This window comes from Aeromonas sp. 600282 (genome assembly GCF_049175755.1).
In the GTDB taxonomy this organism is placed as follows: domain Bacteria; phylum Pseudomonadota; class Gammaproteobacteria; order Enterobacterales; family Aeromonadaceae; genus Aeromonas; species Aeromonas veronii_A.
The window spans coordinates 95,117-113,508 of sequence record NZ_JAAKVR010000010.1; the positions used below are offsets into that span (position 1 = coordinate 95,117).

Sequence of the window (18,392 nt, forward strand, 5' to 3'; positions counted from 1 at the left end):
GGGCTTTTTGTTGTTCGGGGAAGTGCGGGATATAGGGATTCCGGGTTGCTCGCGGGTCACCCTGGTGGCGGATACGAGCCCCGGCTCTGCCTGCGTCAGCTGGCGAGTCGATAACAAACAAAGAGCCCACCGAAAGGTGGGCTCTGATCATATACGTCTGACGGAAAGGGAATTACAGGAATGGCATCGCCATAAACAGCTTGATCACCATGGCGTTGATGATGTCGATAAAGAAGGCGCCCACCATGGGCACCACCAGAAACGCCAGGTGGGAGGGTCCGAAGCGCTGGGTGATGGCCTGCATGTTGGCGATGGCGGTCGGGGTGGCCCCGAGGCCAAAGCCGCAGTGACCTGCCGCCAGCACGGCTGCATCATAGTTGCTGCCCATGACCCGGAAGGTGACGAAGATGGCGTAGAGCGCCATTGCCACGGTCTGGGCGGCCAGCAGAATGAAGATGGGCAGGGCCAGGCTGGCCAGATCCCACAATTTCAGGCTCATCAGTGCCATGGCGAGGAACAGCGACAGGCTGACGTTGCCCAGCAGGGAGACCTCGCGATCGCTCACCTCATGCCAGTTCAGCAGGGTCAGGACGTTGCGCAGCAGCACGCCGACAAACAGCACGCAGACAAAGATCGGCAGCTCGAAGGCGCCCCCTTTGAGAGAGGCCGAGAGCAGCTCGCCACCCTTGAGGCTGATGGCTATCAATGCCAGCGTTTCGATAACGCTGAAAGTGGTGAGGGGGCGCTCCATATCTGGCATTTCGAAGCCCTGGGGGGCCTCATCCTGATTGTGCTCCTCACCGGGCACCTGCACTTTCTTCACCAGATAGCGAGCCACCGGGCCACCGATCAGGCCGCCCAGCACCAGACCGAAGGTGGCGCAGGCGATGGCGAGTTCGGCAGCGGATTGCACGCCGTATTTCTCGGAGAAGGTGGCACTCCAGGCCGCCCCGGTGCCGTGGCCGCCGGAGAGAGTGATGGAGCCGGCCAGCAGCCCCATATGGGGATCCAGACCGAGCAGGGTCGCCAGACCGACACCCAGACTGTTCTGCACCAGCAGCAGGCCGGTGACCACCATCAGGAAGGTAACCACCGCCTTGCCGCCGCGTTTCAGGCTGGCGAGATCGGCGGAGAGACCGATGGAGGCGAAGAAGGCCAGCATCAGCGGGGTTTGCAGGCTGGTATCAAATTGCAGCTCCATCTGCAGGGTGGAGCGCAGCAGCAGCAGTACCAGCGCGACCACCAGGCCGCCGGCTACCGGTTTGGGGATGTTGAAGGTACGCAGCAGCCCGACTCGGGTAACCAACACCCGGCCAAGCAGCAATACCAGAGTGGCAGCGACCAGCGTTGCGTAGGAATCAAGTTGTAACATTCAGTACTCCCATGTTGATTGGCTGTGTCTTTCATAGCAAAAGACTTACAGATTCAGCCGGGATGAAAACAGTGTGGCTCATGCGCCAACAAAGAAGGGGAAACATCTCCCCGCCCCAGGAAAGATGGGGCTTGTGCGGGCCTGAAATGCTCAGGCATCCAGATGAGATTTTAGTAAAATCCGGCGGATTGTAGCAAAAAGCATCGTTTAATTCCATCTTTGTCGTATTAATGCTCGTTTTAGTGGTTTATTGTGACATTTAGCACTATGTAGGTAGAGGGCAGAAAAGCCGAAAAGGGTGCATGGAACGGCTGTCATTTGGGGCGCCAGTCTCTATAATTCGCCGGTTTCCGCTGCACGCAGAGGCGCTGGCGGGCGTTGACATTGTGGTTCACCCCGACATGGTTCATGTTCCGGCGGTGTTCACTTCATCAAGAGGAGAGGGTGTGAAGAAGTCTATCTACATTGCCTACACAGGCGGCACCATTGGGATGCAGCGTTCCGATCACGGCTACGTGCCGATGGCGGGCTTTATGGAAGACTGTCTGGCGCGGATGCCCGAGTTCCACCGCCCCGAGATGCCGGATTACCATATCCACGAATATGCGCCCCTCATCGACTCCTCCGACATGACCCCGGCGGATTGGCAGCGCATCGCCGAGGATATTCGCGACAACTACGAGAAATACGATGGTTTCGTGATCCTGCACGGCACCGACACCATGTCGTTCACCGCCTCGGCGCTCTCCTTCATGCTGGAAGATCTGCACAAGCCGGTCATCATCACCGGCTCCCAGATCCCGTTGGCCGAGTTGCGCTCCGACGGTCAGCAGAATCTGCTCAACGCCCTCTATATCGCGGCCAACTACCCGATCCACGAGGTGACGCTGTTCTTCAACAACCAGCTCTATCGCGGCAACCGCAGCAAGAAGGTGCATGCAGACGGCTTCCACGCCTTCGACTCCCCCAACTATCCGCCGCTGCTCAATGCCGGGATCGCCATCTCGCTGGAGGCGGGCGAGCTGGGCGTGCCCTCCGCGCGGCCGCTGGTGCTGCACGACATCACCCCCCAGCCGATCGGCGTGGTGACCCTCTATCCGGGGATCTCCAGTGAGGTGATCGCCAACATCCTGCAACAGCCGGTGAAGGCGCTGATCCTGCTGTCATTCGGGGTCGGCAATGCGCCGCAAAACCCGGCCATGCTGGCGCTGCTCTCCGAGGCTTCGGCCCGCGGCGTCATCATCGTCAACCTGAGCCAGTGCCTGCACGGCAAGGTCAATATGGGGGGCTATGCCACCGGCAATGCCCTGTCGCGGGCCGGGGTGATCTCGGGCTTTGACATGACCGCCGAAGCGGCGCTCACCAAGCTGCACTTCCTGCTGAGCCAAGACTTGCCATCCCACCGCATTCGCGAGCTGATGCAGCAGTCCCTGCGTGGGGAGCTGACTCCCTAAGCGATACGGCCCTCACCCTAACCCTCTCCCGGCGGGAGAGGGGATAGAGCGAGATGCTGTTGGCCACGAGGCTTGCCATGAAGAGCGTTGGCAGGTGGCCCGTTCACTGTTCGCAGGTGCGAGCCTGCTCCCTTCTCCCCCTGGCGGGAGAAGGGTTGGGGATGAGGGGGATGAGTCACCCGGCATCGATAGGAAAAAAGAGGGGAGCCATCATGGCTCCCCTCTCTGTTGTGGCCGCCGCGAGCGGCCTGCCGGGTAAGACTCAGTGGTTGAGGTCGACCCGCACTATCTCTTCCTCGTTGCGATACTGACGCTTGAGTTCGCTCTTGCTCTTCATCACGATTTCGCCGTCACGACCTATGTTCATATGTTCGGGATTGTCGAGATGCATCGCCTGCCAGGCCATCACGGCTTGCAGGGAGGTGGCTTTCTGCTCGTCGGTGAGGGGCTTGCCATCGGGCCACTTGCCCAGCTCGACTGCGGTCTTGAGCCGCTCGTACACCTCTTGTGGCATCTGCCTGATTGCTTGCAAAAACTCACCCTGTTGAAACGACATCCGGCCTTCTCCTTGAACTATTGAGCCATAAACTTCGGGGTCAGCCCGGCAGATCCTGGCGGGCTATGCAGGCAGATCCTGGCGGACTACGCCAGCCATCTGCTCCATCACCCGCACTACCTGACAACTGTACCCGAACTCGTTGTCATACCATACGTAGAGCACACAATGATCCCCTTCGGCGATGGTCGCCTGGGAGTCGACGATGCCCGCATAACGGGAACCTACCATGTCGGAGGAGACCAGCTCGGTACTGGCGCTGAAGTCGATCTGGCGGTGCAGGGCCGAGCTTAGCGCCATCTGCTGCAGATAGGCGTTGAGGCTCTCCCGATCGGTGGCCTGCTCCAGCGACAGGTTGATAATTGCCAGCGAGACATTGGGGGTCGGCACCCGGATGGCGTTGCCGGTCAGCTTGCCCTTGAGTTCCGGCAGCGCCTTGGCCACCGCCTTGGCGGCGCCGGTGCTGGTCATCACCATATTGAGGGCCGCGCTGCGACCGCGGCGCTCGCCTTTGTGGTAGTTGTCGATGAGGTTCTGATCGTTGGTGTAGGAGTGGACCGTCTCCACGTGGCCGTGGCGGATGCCGAACCGCTCCTGCATTACCTTGAGCACCGGGGTGATGGCGTTGGTGGTACAGGAGGCGGCGGAGATGATCCTGTCATCCGGGCCTATCACCTCATGGTTGACCCCGAACACCACGTTCTTCATCTCCCCCTTGCCGGGGGCGGTCAGCAGCACCTTGCCAGCACCGCGCGCTTTCAGGTGCTCGGAGAGGCCAGCCTCATCGCGCCAGACCCCGGTGTTGTCGACGATCAGCGCATCGTGAATGCCGTAAGCTGTGTAGTCGATGTCAGCCGGGCTATTGGCGTAGATCACCTGAATGAAGGTGCCGTTGGCGATGATGGCGCTGCGCTCCACATCCACCTCGATGGAGCCATTGAAGGGACCGTGTACCGAGTCGCGGCGCAGCAGGCTGGCGCGTTTTTCCAGATCCCCGTCGCGACCACCGCGTACCACGATGGCGCGCAGGCGCAGCGGATTGGCGGCGCCGGTACGCTCGATCAGCAGGCGGGCCAGCAGGCGGCCGATACGGCCAAAGCCGTAGAGCACCACGTCGGTCGGCTGCGGCATCTGGTTGCGGCCAAGGGCCGGTGCCAGTCGCGCTTGCAGATAGTCCTCGATCCCCGCCTCATCCTGATGATCCTGCCAGTAGCCGACTGCCAGCTTGCCAAGGTCTACCTCGGCAGCGGTGGGTTTGAGGGCAACGATGGCCTGAAGCAGGGGGAAGCTTTGCTGGATGGGGAGGGGAGCGCCCTGGTGGCGGCGGACGACCCGGTGGGCCTTGAGGATATCGATGGTGGAGGCGTTTTGCAGTGGGCGGCCGTAGAGGGTGATCTCGACCCCTTGTTGTCGGTAGAGGCGACCAATCAAGGGTTGCATGGCTTCGGCGAGCTCCTGGCTCTCCTGCCACGCTTGCAAGTAGTGCTCGTGGGTCATTGACCAGATCCTTTATTTCACGTTGTTGGTGTAAATAGAAAATTCGTCGAATGCAGATCAGTGTAGGGGTCTATATTTCGTTATATTATTCTGCAATCGCGGCCTTATATGGCGCGCGCATTGTAATGGATATGTAACCGGTTTGCTAGCCGGTGGTGGCCGACAGAGGCTTCAGTTGTTACCAACCCGCGTTACCAACAAGATGTGAATCATGGCCAATTTCCCCCTGCGACAGACCTTCATCATGCTTTCAGTCGGCCTTGCCGTAGCTGGCTGCAATGACGATCGGATCCACAATATCTGCAGCAACCATGCCGAGCTCTGTCAGGATCTGGTGGACGATGGCTGGTGTCGCTACGAGCGTACCGATGTGATCCGCAGCCGCTTCTATCTCAAGGAGGAGGGAACGGATCGGCGCAAGTACGAGCTGATGCGCAACCTTGAGCGCTATCTTAAGTGTGCCGAGCGCTCTACCAACATCGAGTATAAGAATGCCCGCGAGCAGAAGAGCCCACGGGTGGAGGGGATGCTGGCGGCTGGCGAACAGTTGGCCCAGCTCGATGTGGCCACCCGCAACTCGCAGGATCCCTACTTGCTGCTCTGGCACTGGACCAACAACACCAACGAGCTGGCCCGTCAGCAGTTTATGGCGCTGGAAGGTAACAAGGTGCTCGACGAACCGGAACTTCAGCTGGCCCTTGGCGGAGCCTACGCCAAGAGCGACCCCGAGAAAGCTATTTCCATCATGCATCACGGCCTCTCCCTCTATCGGGAAGGTGACAAGATAAACAGCCGCCTGCTCACCTCCCTCAGCACCCTCTATATGGGCCAGAAGCAGTACGGGCTGGCCTATCTTTGGGGCAAGGTGAGTGAGTCTTTTCAGGATGCGCCAGAGGTCTCTGCCAGGCGTTTTGGTATTTATCACACCCTGAGCAAAACAGATCAGGATGCCTACGACGTGCGAGCGGCTGAAATAGTCGATCAACTGAAACATGGCAGCTATCGGCACTGAGGCTCTGATGATTGCACTATCCCCGGCCAGCTGCTGGCCCGCACCTTTTTCCCTCTCGTTTGTCCATGGCGAGGTGATCACCGATGGCCATACCCTGGAACGCCTTACGGTACGTGCCGTAGTACTCCGTGGCGACGAGTTGCTGCTGGTCCACTCCCGGGTCAACGGTGATCTGATGTTTCCTGGCGGCGGCGTTGAAGCGGGGGAAAACCACCATGTGGCGCTGGCCCGCGAGCTGAAGGAGGAGTGCGGTGCCGAGTTGCTGGAAGTAGGGACCCTGCTTGGCGAGACCCGGGAATACCGCGCCGCCCGCGAGCCGGGGTTCGATGCCTACTGCATCCGCTCGCTGTACTACTTGTGCCGGATTGGTGATCAACTGGTGGAGCCACAGCCACAGCCCTACGAGATCCGCCTTGGCTTCGTGCCCGGCTGGTTTGGCCTCGACGAAGCGCTGCAGACCAACAAGACCCAGCTGGCGGGGCCCTGTCCCCAGTGGACGGCGCGAGAGACCCGGGTGTTGGCCCAGTTGCAACGCTGGCATCAGCAGGGGGTCTTCGACCACGGCTGATGAGTAGATCAAGCTGCAACGGTCAGTGATACCAACAGAAAGAGCGCCAATAGGCGCTCTTTTTCATTGCGAGGGTGGCGGTTACTGGCCGCTCTATCGTGCGAGGTTACTTGACCTCTTCGCCCTTGGCTTGCAGATCCGCGTGATAGGAGGAGCGCACGAAAGGACCGCAGGCGGCGTGGGTAAAGCCCAGCTCCATGGCGACATCTTTCAGCTCGTCAAACTCTGCTGGCGGCACGTAGCGCTTGACCGGCAGGTGGTGGCGGCTTGGCTGCAGATACTGACCCAGGGTCAGCATGTTGACGCCGTGAGCGCGTAGATCCTTGAGCACCTCGACGATCTCTTCGTTGGTCTCGCCAAGGCCCATCATCAGACCGGACTTGGTCGGTACATGGGGGTGCATCTCCTTGATACGGCGCAGCAGCTCCAGCGACCACTTGTAGTCGGCACCCGGGCGAGCGACGCGATACATGCGCGGCGCAGTTTCCAGGTTGTGGTTGAAGACGTCCGGCGGCGTTTCGCGGAACACCTCAAGGGCCTGCTCCATCCGGCCACGGAAGTCCGGGGTCAGGATCTCGATGCGGGTCTGCGGGCTGTGCTCGCGGATCTCGCGGATGCAGTCGGCGAAGTGCTGGGCACCGCCGTCGCGCAGATCGTCGCGGTCCACCGAGGTGATCACCACATACTTGAGGTTCATCTCCTTGATGGTGAGCGCCAGCTTCTTCGGTTCTTCCGGATCGAGTGCCAGCGGGCGGCCGTGGGCCACGTCGCAGAAGGGGCAGCGACGGGTGCAGATCGCGCCCATGATCATGAAGGTGGCCGTGCCGTGGTTGAAACACTCCGCCAGGTTGGGGCAGGAAGCCTCTTCACAGACCGAGTGCAGCTTGTTCTTGCGCAAGGTGCTCTTGATGTGTTCGATCTTCTGGCTGGAAGGGGGGAGTTTGATCCGCATCCAGTCCGGCTTGCGAAGGATTTCTTCGTTGGGATCCGGCATGAATTTCACCGGGATCAGGGCCATCTTGTCGCCATCGCGCAGCTTGACGCCCGGCTCCATACGAACGGGTTTGCTCATGATTCACTCTCGGTGTTTGTTATTGTCTGATAGCCAATCAGGCTGGCCAGTTCGGCCACCAGAATGGATTGCGCCTCGGCCACGCTCTGCGGGCCGCCCAGGGCGCTGGTCTGGGTCATGGCCATGCCCGCATAGCCGCACGGATTGATGTGCAGGAAGGGGGTCATGTCCATGTTGATGTTGAGGGCCAGCCCGTGGAACGAGCAACCCTTGCGGATGCGCAGTCCCAGCGAGGCCAGTTTGGCCTCCATGCCAAGGTCATTTTTCACATAGACCCCGGGGGCATCTGCCTTGGCATAGGCCTGGATATTGCTTTTGGCCAAGGTGTTGATGATGGCTGTTTCCAGCGCGGTCACCAGCTCGCGCACCGAGAATTTGCAGCGGCGGACATCCACCAGGACGTAGAGTACCAGCTGGCCCGGGCCGTGATAGGTCACCTGACCGCCGCGATCGCTCTGCACCACCGGGATATTGCCCGGATTGAGCAGGTGTTCGGCCTTGCCGGCCTGGCCCTGGGTGTAGACGGGGTCATGTTCGACCACCCAGAACTCGTCCGGGGTGTCGCTGGTGCGGTTGTCGGTGAAGGCTTTCATGGCGTCCCATACCGGCTGGTAGGGGCGGCGACCCAGCTGCCTGACTATCAGGCTGTGCTGAGCGGGGATCTGGGATGACATGGTGTCCTCGTGGCGTGCTGCGGCCAAAAACAGTCGCCCCGCAGAACGGGGCGAGAGAGAAATTACAGTACGTATTTCACCAGCTCGATCTTGCCAAGGGCGTGGTACATCGCTTCGATGTGCTCTTTGCTCTGGGCAGTCACGGTCACGCGAACCGAGTGGTAGTTCCCCTTGGAGCTTGGCTGGACGGTCGGGCTGTAGGTACCCGGAGCGTGCTGCTGCAGCACTTCAACCACCATATCCGGCAACGCAGGATCCGCGATGCCGAGTACCTTGAACGGGAATTTGCAGGGAAACTCCAGCAGTTCATCAAACTTGGTATTCATTTACTCACCTTTTTCGTCATCAGCATGATGACTTCATCTTGGATGGCTAGTGGCCGATGGCCCGTGGAGGCCGCCATTTCAAGTCTGTATGGGGGCGGCTAAACCCTATATGGGCGCCGCACACTCCGGGATCAAGGCCGGGAGCGGTCAGACAAGGATGGAAGTGCTGCTTTTTACCACAAATCAGGGTAAGGCGGAACCTGCAGTTTACAGGGTTATTCACTGCCATTGTCCGGCGCAGACAGCAGCGGCGCCTGTTGGCGCCGCTGTTTGGTGAGGATTGTGCGTCGGATTACTTGAACCAGCTGGTGACCAGCAGTACCAGGTAGTCCCACAGACGGCTCATCAAGCCACCTTCCTGCACCTCTTCCAGAGCGACCAGCGGTACCTGCTTGATCTCTTTGTCACCCTGCTTCAGGAACACGGTACCAACGCGTTGACCCTTGGCCAACGGGGCTTTCAGCTCGCTGTCGAGCTGGAAGTCTGCCTTGAGGTTGTTGCCCTGACCGCGGGTGACCAGCACGGAGACATCCTTGTCGACGCCCAGTTTCACTTCAGATTTGTCGCCCATCCAGATCTTCTGGGTGACCAGCTCGGTGCCTGCCTTGTACGGAGTCAGGCTCTGGAAGAAGCGGAAGCCGTAGGTGAGCAGTTTCTTGCTCTCGGCGGCGCGGGAGGCTTCGCTGCTGGCGCCCAGTACCACGGCGATCAGGCGCATGCCTTCGTTGTTGGTGGCAGAGGAGACCAGGTTATAGCCGACCTGGCTGACGTGGCCGGTCTTGATGCCATCCACTTGCAGGGATTGATCCCACAGCAGGCGGTTGCGGTTGTGCTGGGTGATACCGTTGAAGACGAAGGATTTCTGGGAGTAGATCTTGTACTCCTCCGGCTGATCATGGATCAGTGCCTGACCCAGGCGGGCCATATCACGGGCTGTACTGTAGTGACCCTCTTCATCCAGACCGTGGGGGTTCTTGAACTGGGTGTCCTTCATGCCGAGCTTGGCGGCCCAGGCATTCATCAGGCTGGCGAAGGAGTCGGTACTGCCGGCCAGATGTTCGGCCATGGCGACGCAGGCATCGTTGCCGGACTGGATGATGATGCCCTTGTTCAGGTCATCGACAGAGACCTGCTTGCCCACCTCGATAAACATCTTGGAGGAGTCTGAGTAGTTCTTGGACCAGGCGTTCTGGCTGATGGTCACCATGTCGGTGCCCTTGATGTTCCCCTTGTGCAGCTCGTCGCCAACGATGTAGGAGGTCATCATCTTGGTCAGGCTGGCAGGGGGCAGACGCTCGTCGGCGTTCTGCTCGGCCAGCACCTGACCGGAGTAGTAGTCGATCAGGATATGGGCCTTGGCGGAGATCTCCGGCGCGGCGGGAACCACCACTGGGTTGGCGTTCGGCGTGGGTGTCGGCACCGGCGTATTGGCCTGAGCGGTTACGCTGATCAGTGAGGCCAGAAGAACTGAACGGGCAAATTTGGACATCTTGAAATTCCTGCGAGCCAGATGGGGATAAAATGCGGGCCTAACTATACCAGATGCGCCCGCAGGTTATAGTCCGACATGGCGATCATGACTGGTTTTTTATCCATCAATCCCTGCCATCACGCCATAAAGCGACGTGATGGCGGGGCCGGGAGATTGGTCACCGCCGCTGTCAGAGGAGGGATCAGGGTACGATAAAGGCCTGTTCCAGTCCCCCTTGCCGTACTTTTTCCAGCAGTGCGGCTTGTTTATCCGCCTCCACCGGGCCGATCAAGACCCGGAAGATGGCGCCATGGGCTTCAATCCGGTAGGGCACACCATGGCGCTGGGTCATCACCTTGCCCATCGCCTCGGCCCGATCCCGGGAGCCGCTGGCCAGTACCTGGATCATCTTGCCATCCCCACTGCTGGCAGGAGCTGCGGCCTTGGCTGGCGCTGGATTGACAGGTGCCGCTTTGGCGGGCTTGGCGGCGGGTGCCTTGACGGGAGCTGGTTCGGCAGCGGGAGTGGCCATCGCCAGTGCGGTTGGTTCACCCAAGAAGCCATCTTGCGACAGCGTGTTGGAGGCCGCAGCCGGAGTGGTCGGAGTCATTTCGATGGGCTTCATTGGCTCCATGATCACCATCTGATCCGGAGTGTCGCTGATCAGCTCCAGCCGTACTCGGGCTTCACCGCTATCGACCATCTCCAACTGCTTGGCCGCTGCGTAGGAGAGGTCGATCAGGCGCGGGCTGTTGAATGGGCCGCGATCGTTGACCCGCACTATGGTCTCCAGCCCGTTGTCCAGATTGGTGACCCTCACATAGCTCGGGATGGGCAGGTTGCGGTGGGCGGCACTGAACAGCTTGCTGTCCAGCACATCGCCGTTGGCGGTCTTCTGGCCGTCCAGATCCGGCGACAGCCAGCTGGCGGTGCCCTCTTCGCTGTAGTGTTTGATGTCGCGCCACACCTCGTGCTTCTGCTTGCCGATCCAGTAGTCCCGGTTGCCGCTGGCACTCAGGGGCTCGGGGCGCGGAATGGCGCCGGTGGCTTGCGGGATCTCGATAACGGGTGGCTTGCTGACCGGTGCTTGCGGCTCGATGGGGGCGCTCTGTTCCGGCTGGCTGCTACAGGCGGCCAGCAACAAGCTCAGGCTGAGCGGGAGGAGTTTGTGACGAAGATGCATACGCTTCCTGAATGGCTTGGCTAAGTTGATACACCGCCATCGCATAGAGTGGGCTGCGATTGTAACGGGTGATCACATAAAAGTTATGCCGTGCGACCCAGTATTCCGGTCCATCGGCTTGGGCAAACGCCAGCAACTTGACCGGCGTCTGTGGGGCCAGCGGCGTGGCGAGCTCAATCCCTGCCGCCGCCAGTTCTGACCACTGTTGTGTTAGCTCGGGCTCAGGCCTGAGTAGAGGTTCGACTGCCATCAACCCGATCTGGGCCGGTTCCACCACGGATTCGCCCCAGCGCCACTGGTGGCTGGCAAAATAGTTGGCCACGCTGCCGATGGCATCGACCGGGTTGGCAAACAGATCCCGCTTGCCATCCCCGTCAAAATCGACGGCGTAGTGGCGATAGCTGGAGGGCATGAACTGCCCCATCCCCATAGCGCCGGCATAGGAGCCCTTGAGGGTATCGAGTTGCCACCCTTCCTCTTTGGCCAGCACCACCAGCTGGGCAAACTCCTTGGCAAAGAAGTCGGCCCGCTCGGGGTAGTGAAACCCCAGGGTGTAGAGGCTATCGAGCACCGGATGACGGCCCATCTGACGACCATAGAAGGTTTCTACCCCTATGATGGCCACGATGAGCGAGGCGGGCACCCGATAGGTCTGCTCGGCTCGCGCCAGCGTGGCGGCATGCTGTTGCCAGAACAGCTGGCCGTCACGGATGCGATCCGGGGTAACGAACAGCGGCCGGTAGCGATGCCAGGGTTTGGCTTCCCACGGCTTGCTGATGGTGTCGAGCACCTCTTGGCGCAACTGGGCGCGGGCGACCGCGGCCTGCAACTCCGCCAGCGGCACCTGTTGCTGTTCGGCGAGCAGGGCCAACCGATCCGGCGCCACAGCGGCGGTCGCCATCGTGGTGGCGAGCGAGAGCAGCAATCCAACCCGTCTCATCAGGCGAGTAGTCTTCTATGAGTCTGGATGGACATCAGGATACCGAATCCGGCCATCAGGGTCACCATGGAGGTGCCGCCATAACTCACCAGCGGCAGGGGCACCCCTACCACCGGCAAGATGCCGCTCACCATGCCCATGTTGACGAACACATAGACGAAGAAGGTGAGGGTGATGGCGCCGCCCAGCAGTCGCTCGAAGCTGTTCTGGGCCTGCATCGAGATAAACAGGCAGCGGCTGATGACGTAGAGGTAGAGCACCAGCAGCAGGGCAACCCCCACCAGACCGAACTCCTCGCTGAATACCGCGAAGATGAAGTCAGTATGGCGCTCGGGCAGGAACTCCAGCTGGGACTGGGTCCCTTGCAGCCACCCCTTGCCGAAGACGCCGCCGGAGCCGATGGCAATTTTGGACTGGATGATGTGATAGCCGCGGCCGAGCGGGTCTTTCTCTGGGTCGAGCAGCATCAGCACCCGCTGGCGCTGGTAGTCGTGCATCAGGAAGAACCAGAGCACCGGCATAAAGGCCAGCATCAGTAGAACCGCCAAGCCGATCAGCCACCAGCTGAGCCCCGCCAGAAAGATCACGAAGAAGCCGGAGGCGGCCACCAGAATGGAGGTGCCAAGGTCCGGCTGGGCGGCGATCAGCAGGGTGGGCAGCAGCACCATGATGAGGGCGATCACCACATGGCTGAACTTGGGTGGCAGCGAGTGGCGACTGAGCCAGGCCGCCACCATGATCGGCATGGAAAGCTTCATCACCTCGGAGGGCTGGAACTTCATAAAGCCCAGATCGAGCCAGCGCTGGGCCCCCTTGCCGATGTGGCCGAACACGTCCACCGCAATCAGCATCAGCACCACCACGGCGAACAGCGGCACCGACCAGCGGGCGTAGAGGGAGGGGGGCAGCTGGGCCAGGCCGATCATTAGGGCAAAGGCGAGACCGCCGCGCACCAGCTGGCGCACGATGGAGTCCATATCCTGACCGGAGGCGGAGTAGAGCACCACCATGGAGAGGGTCATCACGGCCAACAGCCCCAACAGCAGGGGCAGGTCGATATGCAGCTTGTACCAGATACTCTGCTGGCGGGCTGAATTACTCATGGGGGGCGACCTCACTCGGTTGGGACGGCTTTTCCGGTGCCGGTGGCAGTTGCGGATCTGGGGGCAGCAGATAGGCATCCAGCATCTGGCGTGCAATGGGCGATGCAGCCCGGCCACCACCACCACCAATGGAGTTTTCCAGCACCAGTGCGACGACCGCTTTGGGCGCCTCAAAGGGGGCATAGGCAACGAACAGGGCGTTATCGCGATGTTCCGCCTTGACGGTCTTGATGTTGTAGACCTGATTTTCCTTCAAACCGACTACCTGCGCAGTGCCTGATTTACCACCTGACGAGTAGGGGGCCTTTGCAAATGCATGACGGCCACTGCCTTCACTGCCATGGTTGACGCGCCACATGCCGTCCTGGGCTACTTTCCAGTAGCTGTCGCTCTTGAGCTTGAGGGCGATGTTGGGGTTGACCGGGGCATCGACCACCCCCGCCTGCGAAGCGGTGCTCTTGAGCAAGTGCGGCGTCACGTCGTGGCCGTTTTGGGTCAGGATGCTGATCGCCTTGGCCAGTTGGAGCGGGGTGGCGCTCCAGTAGCCCTGACCGATACCGACAGAGATGGTGTCACCCTGATACCAGGGCTGGCGCCAGCGGGCCATCTTCCAGTCACGAGACGGCATGACACCCTTGGTCTCTTCATAGAGATCGACCCCGGTGTACTGACCGAAGCCGAACTTGGTCATATAGCTGTGGATCTTGTCGATGCCGACCCGATAGGCGAGATCGTAGAAGTAGGTATCTGCCGAGACCTCGATGGCGCGATAGACGTCGAGCCAGCCATGACCCCAGCGGCGCCAGTCGCGAAACTTCTTGGTGGTACCGGGAATGGAGAAGCTCGGGCCGCCGAAATAGCGGTAGCCCGGGGTGATGGCCCCCTCGTTGAGACCCATGATGGACATCATGGGCTTGACGGTGGAGGCAGGGGCATAAATGCCCTGAGTGGTGCGGTTCACCAGCGGCCGTGCCGGATCGTTGAGCAGTGCCGAGTAGTTGGCGCTGGATATGCCTGTCACGAACAGGTTGGGGTCATAACTCGGGCTCGACTCCAGCGCCAGGATGGCACCGGTTTTCGGGTTCATCATCACGATGGCACCACGCTGGCCGGCCAGCAGTTGCTGGGCCTTGAGCTGCATCCGGACGTCGATATTGAGGTAGATATCCTTGCCCGGAACCGGAGGCTGGAACTTGAGGGTGCGGACAATCCGGCCGCGGTTGTTGACCTCGACCTCCTGATAACCCGCCACCCCGTGCAGCTCATCCTCGTAATACTTCTCCACCCCCTGCTTGCCGATATCCTTGGTGGCGGCATAGTTGGCGAGTTTGTCCTCTTTTTCGAGACGCTCCACGTCGCGGGTGTTGATCTTGGCCACATAACCCAGCGCATGGGTCAGGGTGTCGCCAAACGGGTAGTAGCGCTTGAGGTAAGCCTCGATACTGGCTCCCGGATAGTTGTGCTGGTTGACCGAGAAGAGTGCCACCTGATATTCGGTCAGCTTTTCGTAGAGAGGGACCGGCTTGAAGCGACGTTGGCGTTTCACCTCGGTCAGAAACTTCTCTTTGGTGCCTTCCGGCAGCCCCAGCAGGGCGATCAGCTGGTCAGCGGTTTTTTCAAGATCCCTAGTCTCTTCCGGGACGATTTCCAGACTGTAGACAGGGCGGTTCTCCGCCAGCAGCACGCCGTTGGTGTCGTAGATGAGACCCCGGGGTGGCGCGACCGGCACTACCCGGATGCGGTTGGAGTTGGAACGCGTCTGGTAGGTGTCGTAGGACTCGACCTGCAGATAATAGAGATTGCCCAGCAGCACCAGCATCAGCACGACGATGCCGATGTAGGCTACCAGGGTGCGCCGGAAGAACAGATTGCCCTCGGCACTGTGATCGCGCATTTCGATGCGTTGTTTCAGCATGCCTTTACCTCAAGACCCTTGGGGGCAATAAGAGCAGGAACTGCATTGTTCACTCTCTGTGATAGGGGTGAATATGAGAGGTGAGACTCCAGAGACGCATGGCTCACTCTCTATGATACGGATGATTGGTCGTTATGCTCCAGGCACGGTAGAGGCTCTCGGCCACCAGTACCCGTACCAGCGGATGGGGCAGGGTGAGCGGTGACAGGGACCAGCTCTGTTCGGCAGCAGCCTTGCACTCGGGGGACAAGCCTTCCGGTCCGCCGACCAGCAGGGCCACATCGCGGCCATCGAGTTTCCACGCCTCCAGCTGGGTGGCCAGCTGCTCCGTGGTCCAGGGCTTGCCCGGAATGTCGAGGGTAACGATGCGCGAGCGCCCCGCAGCCGCCAGCATGGCTTCCCCTTCCTTCTGCAGGATGCGGGGAATGTCGGCATTTTTGCCCCGTTTGCCAGCGCCGATCTCGACGAGTTCAAACGGCATGTCTTTGGGGAAGCGGCGACGATACTCTTCGAAGCCATGCTCTACCCAGGCGGGCATCTTGGTGCCCACCGCAATCAACTGGATCTTCATGGTCGTTACACTTGTGCTCTTATTGCGTATTCATTTGAGCGGCACCGCTCCACAGCTTTTCCAGTTGGTAGAAGTCACGGTGTTCATCCTGCATCACATGCACGATCACCGAGCCCATATCTACCAGCACCCATTCACCGCTCAGTTGCCCTTCCACGCTCAGCAGATCCAGACCCGCGTGGCGGGCCTCGCTGGCCAGATGGTGGGCAATGGCGCTGACGTGACGACTGGAGTTGCCGGAACAGATGATCATGGTGTCAGTAATGCTGGATTTGCCGCGTACATCGAGGGTGATGATGTCGCGGCCTTTCATGTCATCGATCTTGTCGATGATAAAGGCATGCAATTCTTGGCCTTGCAATGAGTCTCTCCTGTATTCCGGCGCGCAGCGTTTGCGTCAGGGCGGCGGATTATATCATGGTCACTCCCGTTTCCCATCGGGTGGGGCGGGATAACGACAGGGGCTAGCGGCGGTTGGCGCGGTAGAGCCCCTGTTGATCAATATAGTGCGCAACCGACTCGGGCAAGAGGTAGCGGGTGTCTTGTCCCGCATCCAGCAAGGCTCGCAGTCGGGTGGCTGACAGTTCGATGGGCTGGTTGTCCGCCAGCCAGATATGACCGGCCAGACGCTGATGCAGCGCGTTGGCATCCGCGGTGTGATGGCGCGCCAGCAGCTGTGCCACCCCGGCCGGATAATCCGGTTGCCAGCCCGGCCGCACGCTCACCACCAGATGGGCATAGTCGAGCAGCTCCTGCCAGCGGTGCCAGCTTGGCAGGCTCAGCAGGGAATCCATCCCCATCAGAAAACAGAGCGGCGTATCGGGCAGTTCATGACGCAGCTCGATCAGGGTATCGATGGTGTAAGAGGGCTTGTCCCGTCTCAGCTCCCGCTCATCCACCACAAAGTGGTGGTTCTCTGCCGCCGCCAGTTTGACCATGGCGAGACGCTGTTCGCTGGAGCAGAACGGATTGGCGCGGTGGGGCGGGATATGGTTCGGGATCAGCCGCATTTCGGCCAGCCCGAGAGCATCGCGCGCCTCGATCGCCGGGCGAAGATGACCGATATGGATGGGGTCGAAGGTGCCGCCAAGCAAACCGACAGGCGCCTTCAGCACGGGCTGCTCTCCATCACCAGCGGCAGCGGGGTGCCATCACGAAAGCCGAGGGCAATGGTCTGCAGCATCAGCCACGCCTGTTCGGTATCAAAGCGGCGCTGGGCGCCATCCAGTTGCGCCATCAGCTGCCATAGTTGTTGCAACTTGGCGAAGGGGAGACGAGTCAGCGCTTGCTGAATGAGCTGCTGGCGGCTCTGCCAGATGCGCAGGCGGCTGAAGTGCTCCCCCAGCGGCTGGCCGTTGCGCATCACCAGCGACAGCTCGGTCAGCTGCTCCAGCTCGCGGCAGAGGGTCCAGGCCAACATCCCCGGCTCGGTGCCTTCGGCCCGCAGGGCGGCCAGAATGCGCTGGGCCCGGTTCACCTTGCCCTCCAGCAGGGTATCGACCAGCTGGAACGGGGTGAAGTGGGCGTGGCGGATAATGGTCTCTTGCAGATAGGTGACGCTGATGGGCTGGGGCGGCGAGAGCAGGGTCAGCTTCTCGATCTCCTGGCTGGCGGCCAGCAGGTTGCCCTCGTAGGAGTGGCACATGAAGTTGATGGCATCGGGCAGCGCCTTGAGGCCGAAACGCGCAAAACGGGCGCTCATCCAGCGCGGGAAGAACTTGGGCTCCGGATGGTTGACCGGCACATAGGTGCCAATCTGGTAGAGCTTGTCGAACCAGGCTGCTTTCATCTGGGTCTGGTTGAGGCGACCGCCGCTCAGCACCAGCAGCAGGTCGGGATGAAGCTGCTTGCCAATTTCGCTGATACGGGCGGCCAGATCCTTGTCCACCTTGGCGGGCAGCTCCAGTTCGATGATCTGACGGGCGGAGAAGAGGCTCATGGCCTGACAGGCATCGTAGACCTGATTCCAGTCCAGCCCCTGTTCCACCACGAAGGTGTGGCGCTCATCGAAACCCTGCTTGCGGGCGATCTGACGGATGGCGTCGATGGCCTCCAGTCGCAGCAGGGGCTCGTCGCCAAAAACGAGATAGCAGGGCCGAAGCCCTGCTTTGAGGTGGTCACCAAATTGTTCCGGGTAAATCCGCATCAGAAGCTGACCTGACTCAACTGCCGGATCACCTGATTGGCCGCCTGCTCCTGCATTTCGCGGTTGAGCTGCTCCTGCTCACGGGAGGAGGCGAGCGCTGCATCCGGCTTGTTGAGGAAGCTGCGGTTGAAGTTGATGGGGAAGACCTGGGTCGGCTTGCCCGGTACCGAGATGGTGAACTGGGTACCAAAGCCCAGCACATATTCGGTGTCCGTCCCCAGCGCGTTGACCGAGGCGACCTGACTGGTGCTGCCTACGCCGCCCAGAGTGAGCACCGGAATGCCCTCCTTGTCGGCCAGGGTCACGCCAGAGGCCTTCAGACGGGTGGTAACCATCCGGTAGAAGTCGCTCTTGTTGTCGCCCACGACCTTCATGGTCATCAGCTCGCTCGGAATGCCGTTGCCGCGCATGTGAAAGCCGCAGCCTTGCAGCAGCAGACCAGCCAGCACGATGGCCATCCAGCGGGTGAAGATGGTGCCCATAGAAAATCCTCTTTGCATTAAGGGAAAGCGGCGGGCGCAGGGCCCGCCGT

The 18,392-nt window shown here is 60.7% G+C and carries 19 protein-coding genes; 3 read left to right on the forward strand and 16 right to left on the reverse strand.

Translation table 11 applies throughout. The annotated features are described in order from the left end of the window. Positions 1 to 172: 172 nt before the first annotated feature. Positions 173 to 1,372, reverse strand: a complete 1,200-nt coding sequence (gltS, locus tag G5137_RS11330; protein WP_108614086.1) for a sodium/glutamate symporter — start codon at positions 1,370 to 1,372, stop codon at positions 173 to 175. A 446-nt stretch (positions 1,373 to 1,818) separates the two neighbouring features. Between gltS and ansA the strand changes: the two genes are divergently transcribed. Next, a complete protein-coding gene (ansA, locus tag G5137_RS11335) occupies positions 1,819 to 2,826 on the forward strand; it encodes an asparaginase (protein ID WP_042054747.1) in 1,008 nt (335 codons plus the stop codon). A gap of 262 nt (positions 2,827 to 3,088) precedes the next feature. On the opposite strand, the gene G5137_RS11340 is transcribed toward ansA, so the two are convergent. Further along, positions 3,089 to 3,382, reverse strand: a complete 294-nt coding sequence (locus G5137_RS11340) for a YeaC family protein (RefSeq protein ID WP_266134355.1) — start codon at positions 3,380 to 3,382, stop codon at positions 3,089 to 3,091. Positions 3,383 to 3,445: 63 nt separating this feature from the next. Then, on the reverse strand, positions 3,446 to 4,879 hold the full coding sequence (locus G5137_RS11345; RefSeq protein ID WP_005335193.1) for a glyceraldehyde-3-phosphate dehydrogenase: 1,434 nt from the start codon (positions 4,877 to 4,879) through the stop codon (positions 3,446 to 3,448). 211 nt (positions 4,880 to 5,090) lie between these two features. Between G5137_RS11345 and G5137_RS11350 the strand changes: the two genes are divergently transcribed. Next, positions 5,091 to 5,891: a DUF2989 domain-containing protein gene (locus G5137_RS11350; RefSeq protein ID WP_227342060.1), complete on the forward strand. Its 801-nt coding sequence runs from the start codon at positions 5,091 to 5,093 to the stop codon at positions 5,889 to 5,891. 7 nt (positions 5,892 to 5,898) lie between these two features. Further along, positions 5,899 to 6,459 carry an NUDIX domain-containing protein gene (locus tag G5137_RS11355; RefSeq protein WP_227342061.1) on the forward strand — a complete coding sequence of 187 codons (561 nt, stop codon included), beginning with the start codon at positions 5,899 to 5,901 and terminating at the stop codon, positions 6,457 to 6,459. A gap of 106 nt (positions 6,460 to 6,565) precedes the next feature. On the opposite strand, the gene lipA is transcribed toward G5137_RS11355, so the two are convergent. From lipA to lptE, 13 genes are all read right to left on the reverse strand, one after another. Next, the gene (gene lipA, locus G5137_RS11360; RefSeq protein WP_139740976.1) at positions 6,566 to 7,531 is read right to left on the reverse strand and encodes a lipoyl synthase; all 966 of its coding nucleotides are present in this window, start codon (positions 7,529 to 7,531) and stop codon (positions 6,566 to 6,568) included. Beyond that, a complete protein-coding gene (gene lipB / locus G5137_RS11365; protein ID WP_216953013.1) occupies positions 7,528 to 8,205 on the reverse strand; it encodes a lipoyl(octanoyl) transferase LipB in 678 nt (225 codons plus the stop codon). The genes lipA and lipB overlap by 4 nt, the downstream gene beginning before the upstream one ends. Positions 8,206 to 8,267: 62 nt before the next feature. Next, positions 8,268 to 8,531 carry a DUF493 family protein YbeD gene (ybeD, locus tag G5137_RS11370; RefSeq protein WP_421255388.1) on the reverse strand — a complete coding sequence of 88 codons (264 nt, stop codon included), beginning with the start codon at positions 8,529 to 8,531 and terminating at the stop codon, positions 8,268 to 8,270. 292 nt (positions 8,532 to 8,823) lie between these two features. Further along, the gene (locus G5137_RS11375; RefSeq protein WP_216953014.1) at positions 8,824 to 10,020 is read right to left on the reverse strand and encodes a D-alanyl-D-alanine carboxypeptidase family protein; all 1,197 of its coding nucleotides are present in this window, start codon (positions 10,018 to 10,020) and stop codon (positions 8,824 to 8,826) included. A 184-nt stretch (positions 10,021 to 10,204) separates the two neighbouring features. Further along, on the reverse strand, positions 10,205 to 11,185 hold the full coding sequence (locus G5137_RS11380) for a septal ring lytic transglycosylase RlpA family protein (protein WP_421255389.1): 981 nt from the start codon (positions 11,183 to 11,185) through the stop codon (positions 10,205 to 10,207). Beyond that, positions 11,127 to 12,125 (reverse strand): lytic murein transglycosylase B, encoded by a 999-nt coding sequence (gene mltB, locus G5137_RS11385; protein WP_304520590.1) that lies wholly within the window; start codon positions 12,123 to 12,125, stop codon positions 11,127 to 11,129. Before mltB ends, G5137_RS11380 begins: the two co-directional genes overlap by 59 nt. Then, a complete protein-coding gene (gene rodA / locus G5137_RS11390) occupies positions 12,125 to 13,228 on the reverse strand; it encodes a rod shape-determining protein RodA (RefSeq protein WP_005335170.1) in 1,104 nt (367 codons plus the stop codon). The genes mltB and rodA overlap by 1 nt, the downstream gene beginning before the upstream one ends. Continuing rightward, positions 13,221 to 15,143, reverse strand: coding sequence for a penicillin-binding protein 2 (mrdA, locus tag G5137_RS11395; RefSeq protein ID WP_216953017.1), 1,923 nt, complete (start codon positions 15,141 to 15,143; stop codon positions 13,221 to 13,223). Before mrdA ends, rodA begins: the two co-directional genes overlap by 8 nt. Before the next feature lie 103 nt (positions 15,144 to 15,246). Further along, positions 15,247 to 15,714 (reverse strand): 23S rRNA (pseudouridine(1915)-N(3))-methyltransferase RlmH, encoded by a 468-nt coding sequence (gene rlmH, locus G5137_RS11400; protein WP_005335166.1) that lies wholly within the window; start codon positions 15,712 to 15,714, stop codon positions 15,247 to 15,249. Between the two features lie 19 nt (positions 15,715 to 15,733). After that, positions 15,734 to 16,075: a ribosome silencing factor gene (gene rsfS / locus G5137_RS11405; RefSeq protein ID WP_005335165.1), complete on the reverse strand. Its 342-nt coding sequence runs from the start codon at positions 16,073 to 16,075 to the stop codon at positions 15,734 to 15,736. A gap of 103 nt (positions 16,076 to 16,178) precedes the next feature. Continuing rightward, the gene (gene nadD / locus G5137_RS11410) at positions 16,179 to 16,829 is read right to left on the reverse strand and encodes a nicotinate-nucleotide adenylyltransferase (RefSeq protein ID WP_216953018.1); all 651 of its coding nucleotides are present in this window, start codon (positions 16,827 to 16,829) and stop codon (positions 16,179 to 16,181) included. Continuing rightward, the gene (holA, locus tag G5137_RS11415) at positions 16,823 to 17,860 is read right to left on the reverse strand and encodes a DNA polymerase III subunit delta (RefSeq protein ID WP_421255390.1); all 1,038 of its coding nucleotides are present in this window, start codon (positions 17,858 to 17,860) and stop codon (positions 16,823 to 16,825) included. Before holA ends, nadD begins: the two co-directional genes overlap by 7 nt. Continuing rightward, entirely contained in the window at positions 17,860 to 18,342 is a 483-nt protein-coding gene (lptE, locus tag G5137_RS11420; RefSeq protein WP_005335160.1) for an LPS assembly lipoprotein LptE, read from the reverse strand. The genes holA and lptE overlap by 1 nt, the downstream gene beginning before the upstream one ends. Positions 18,343 to 18,392 lie beyond the last annotated feature (50 nt).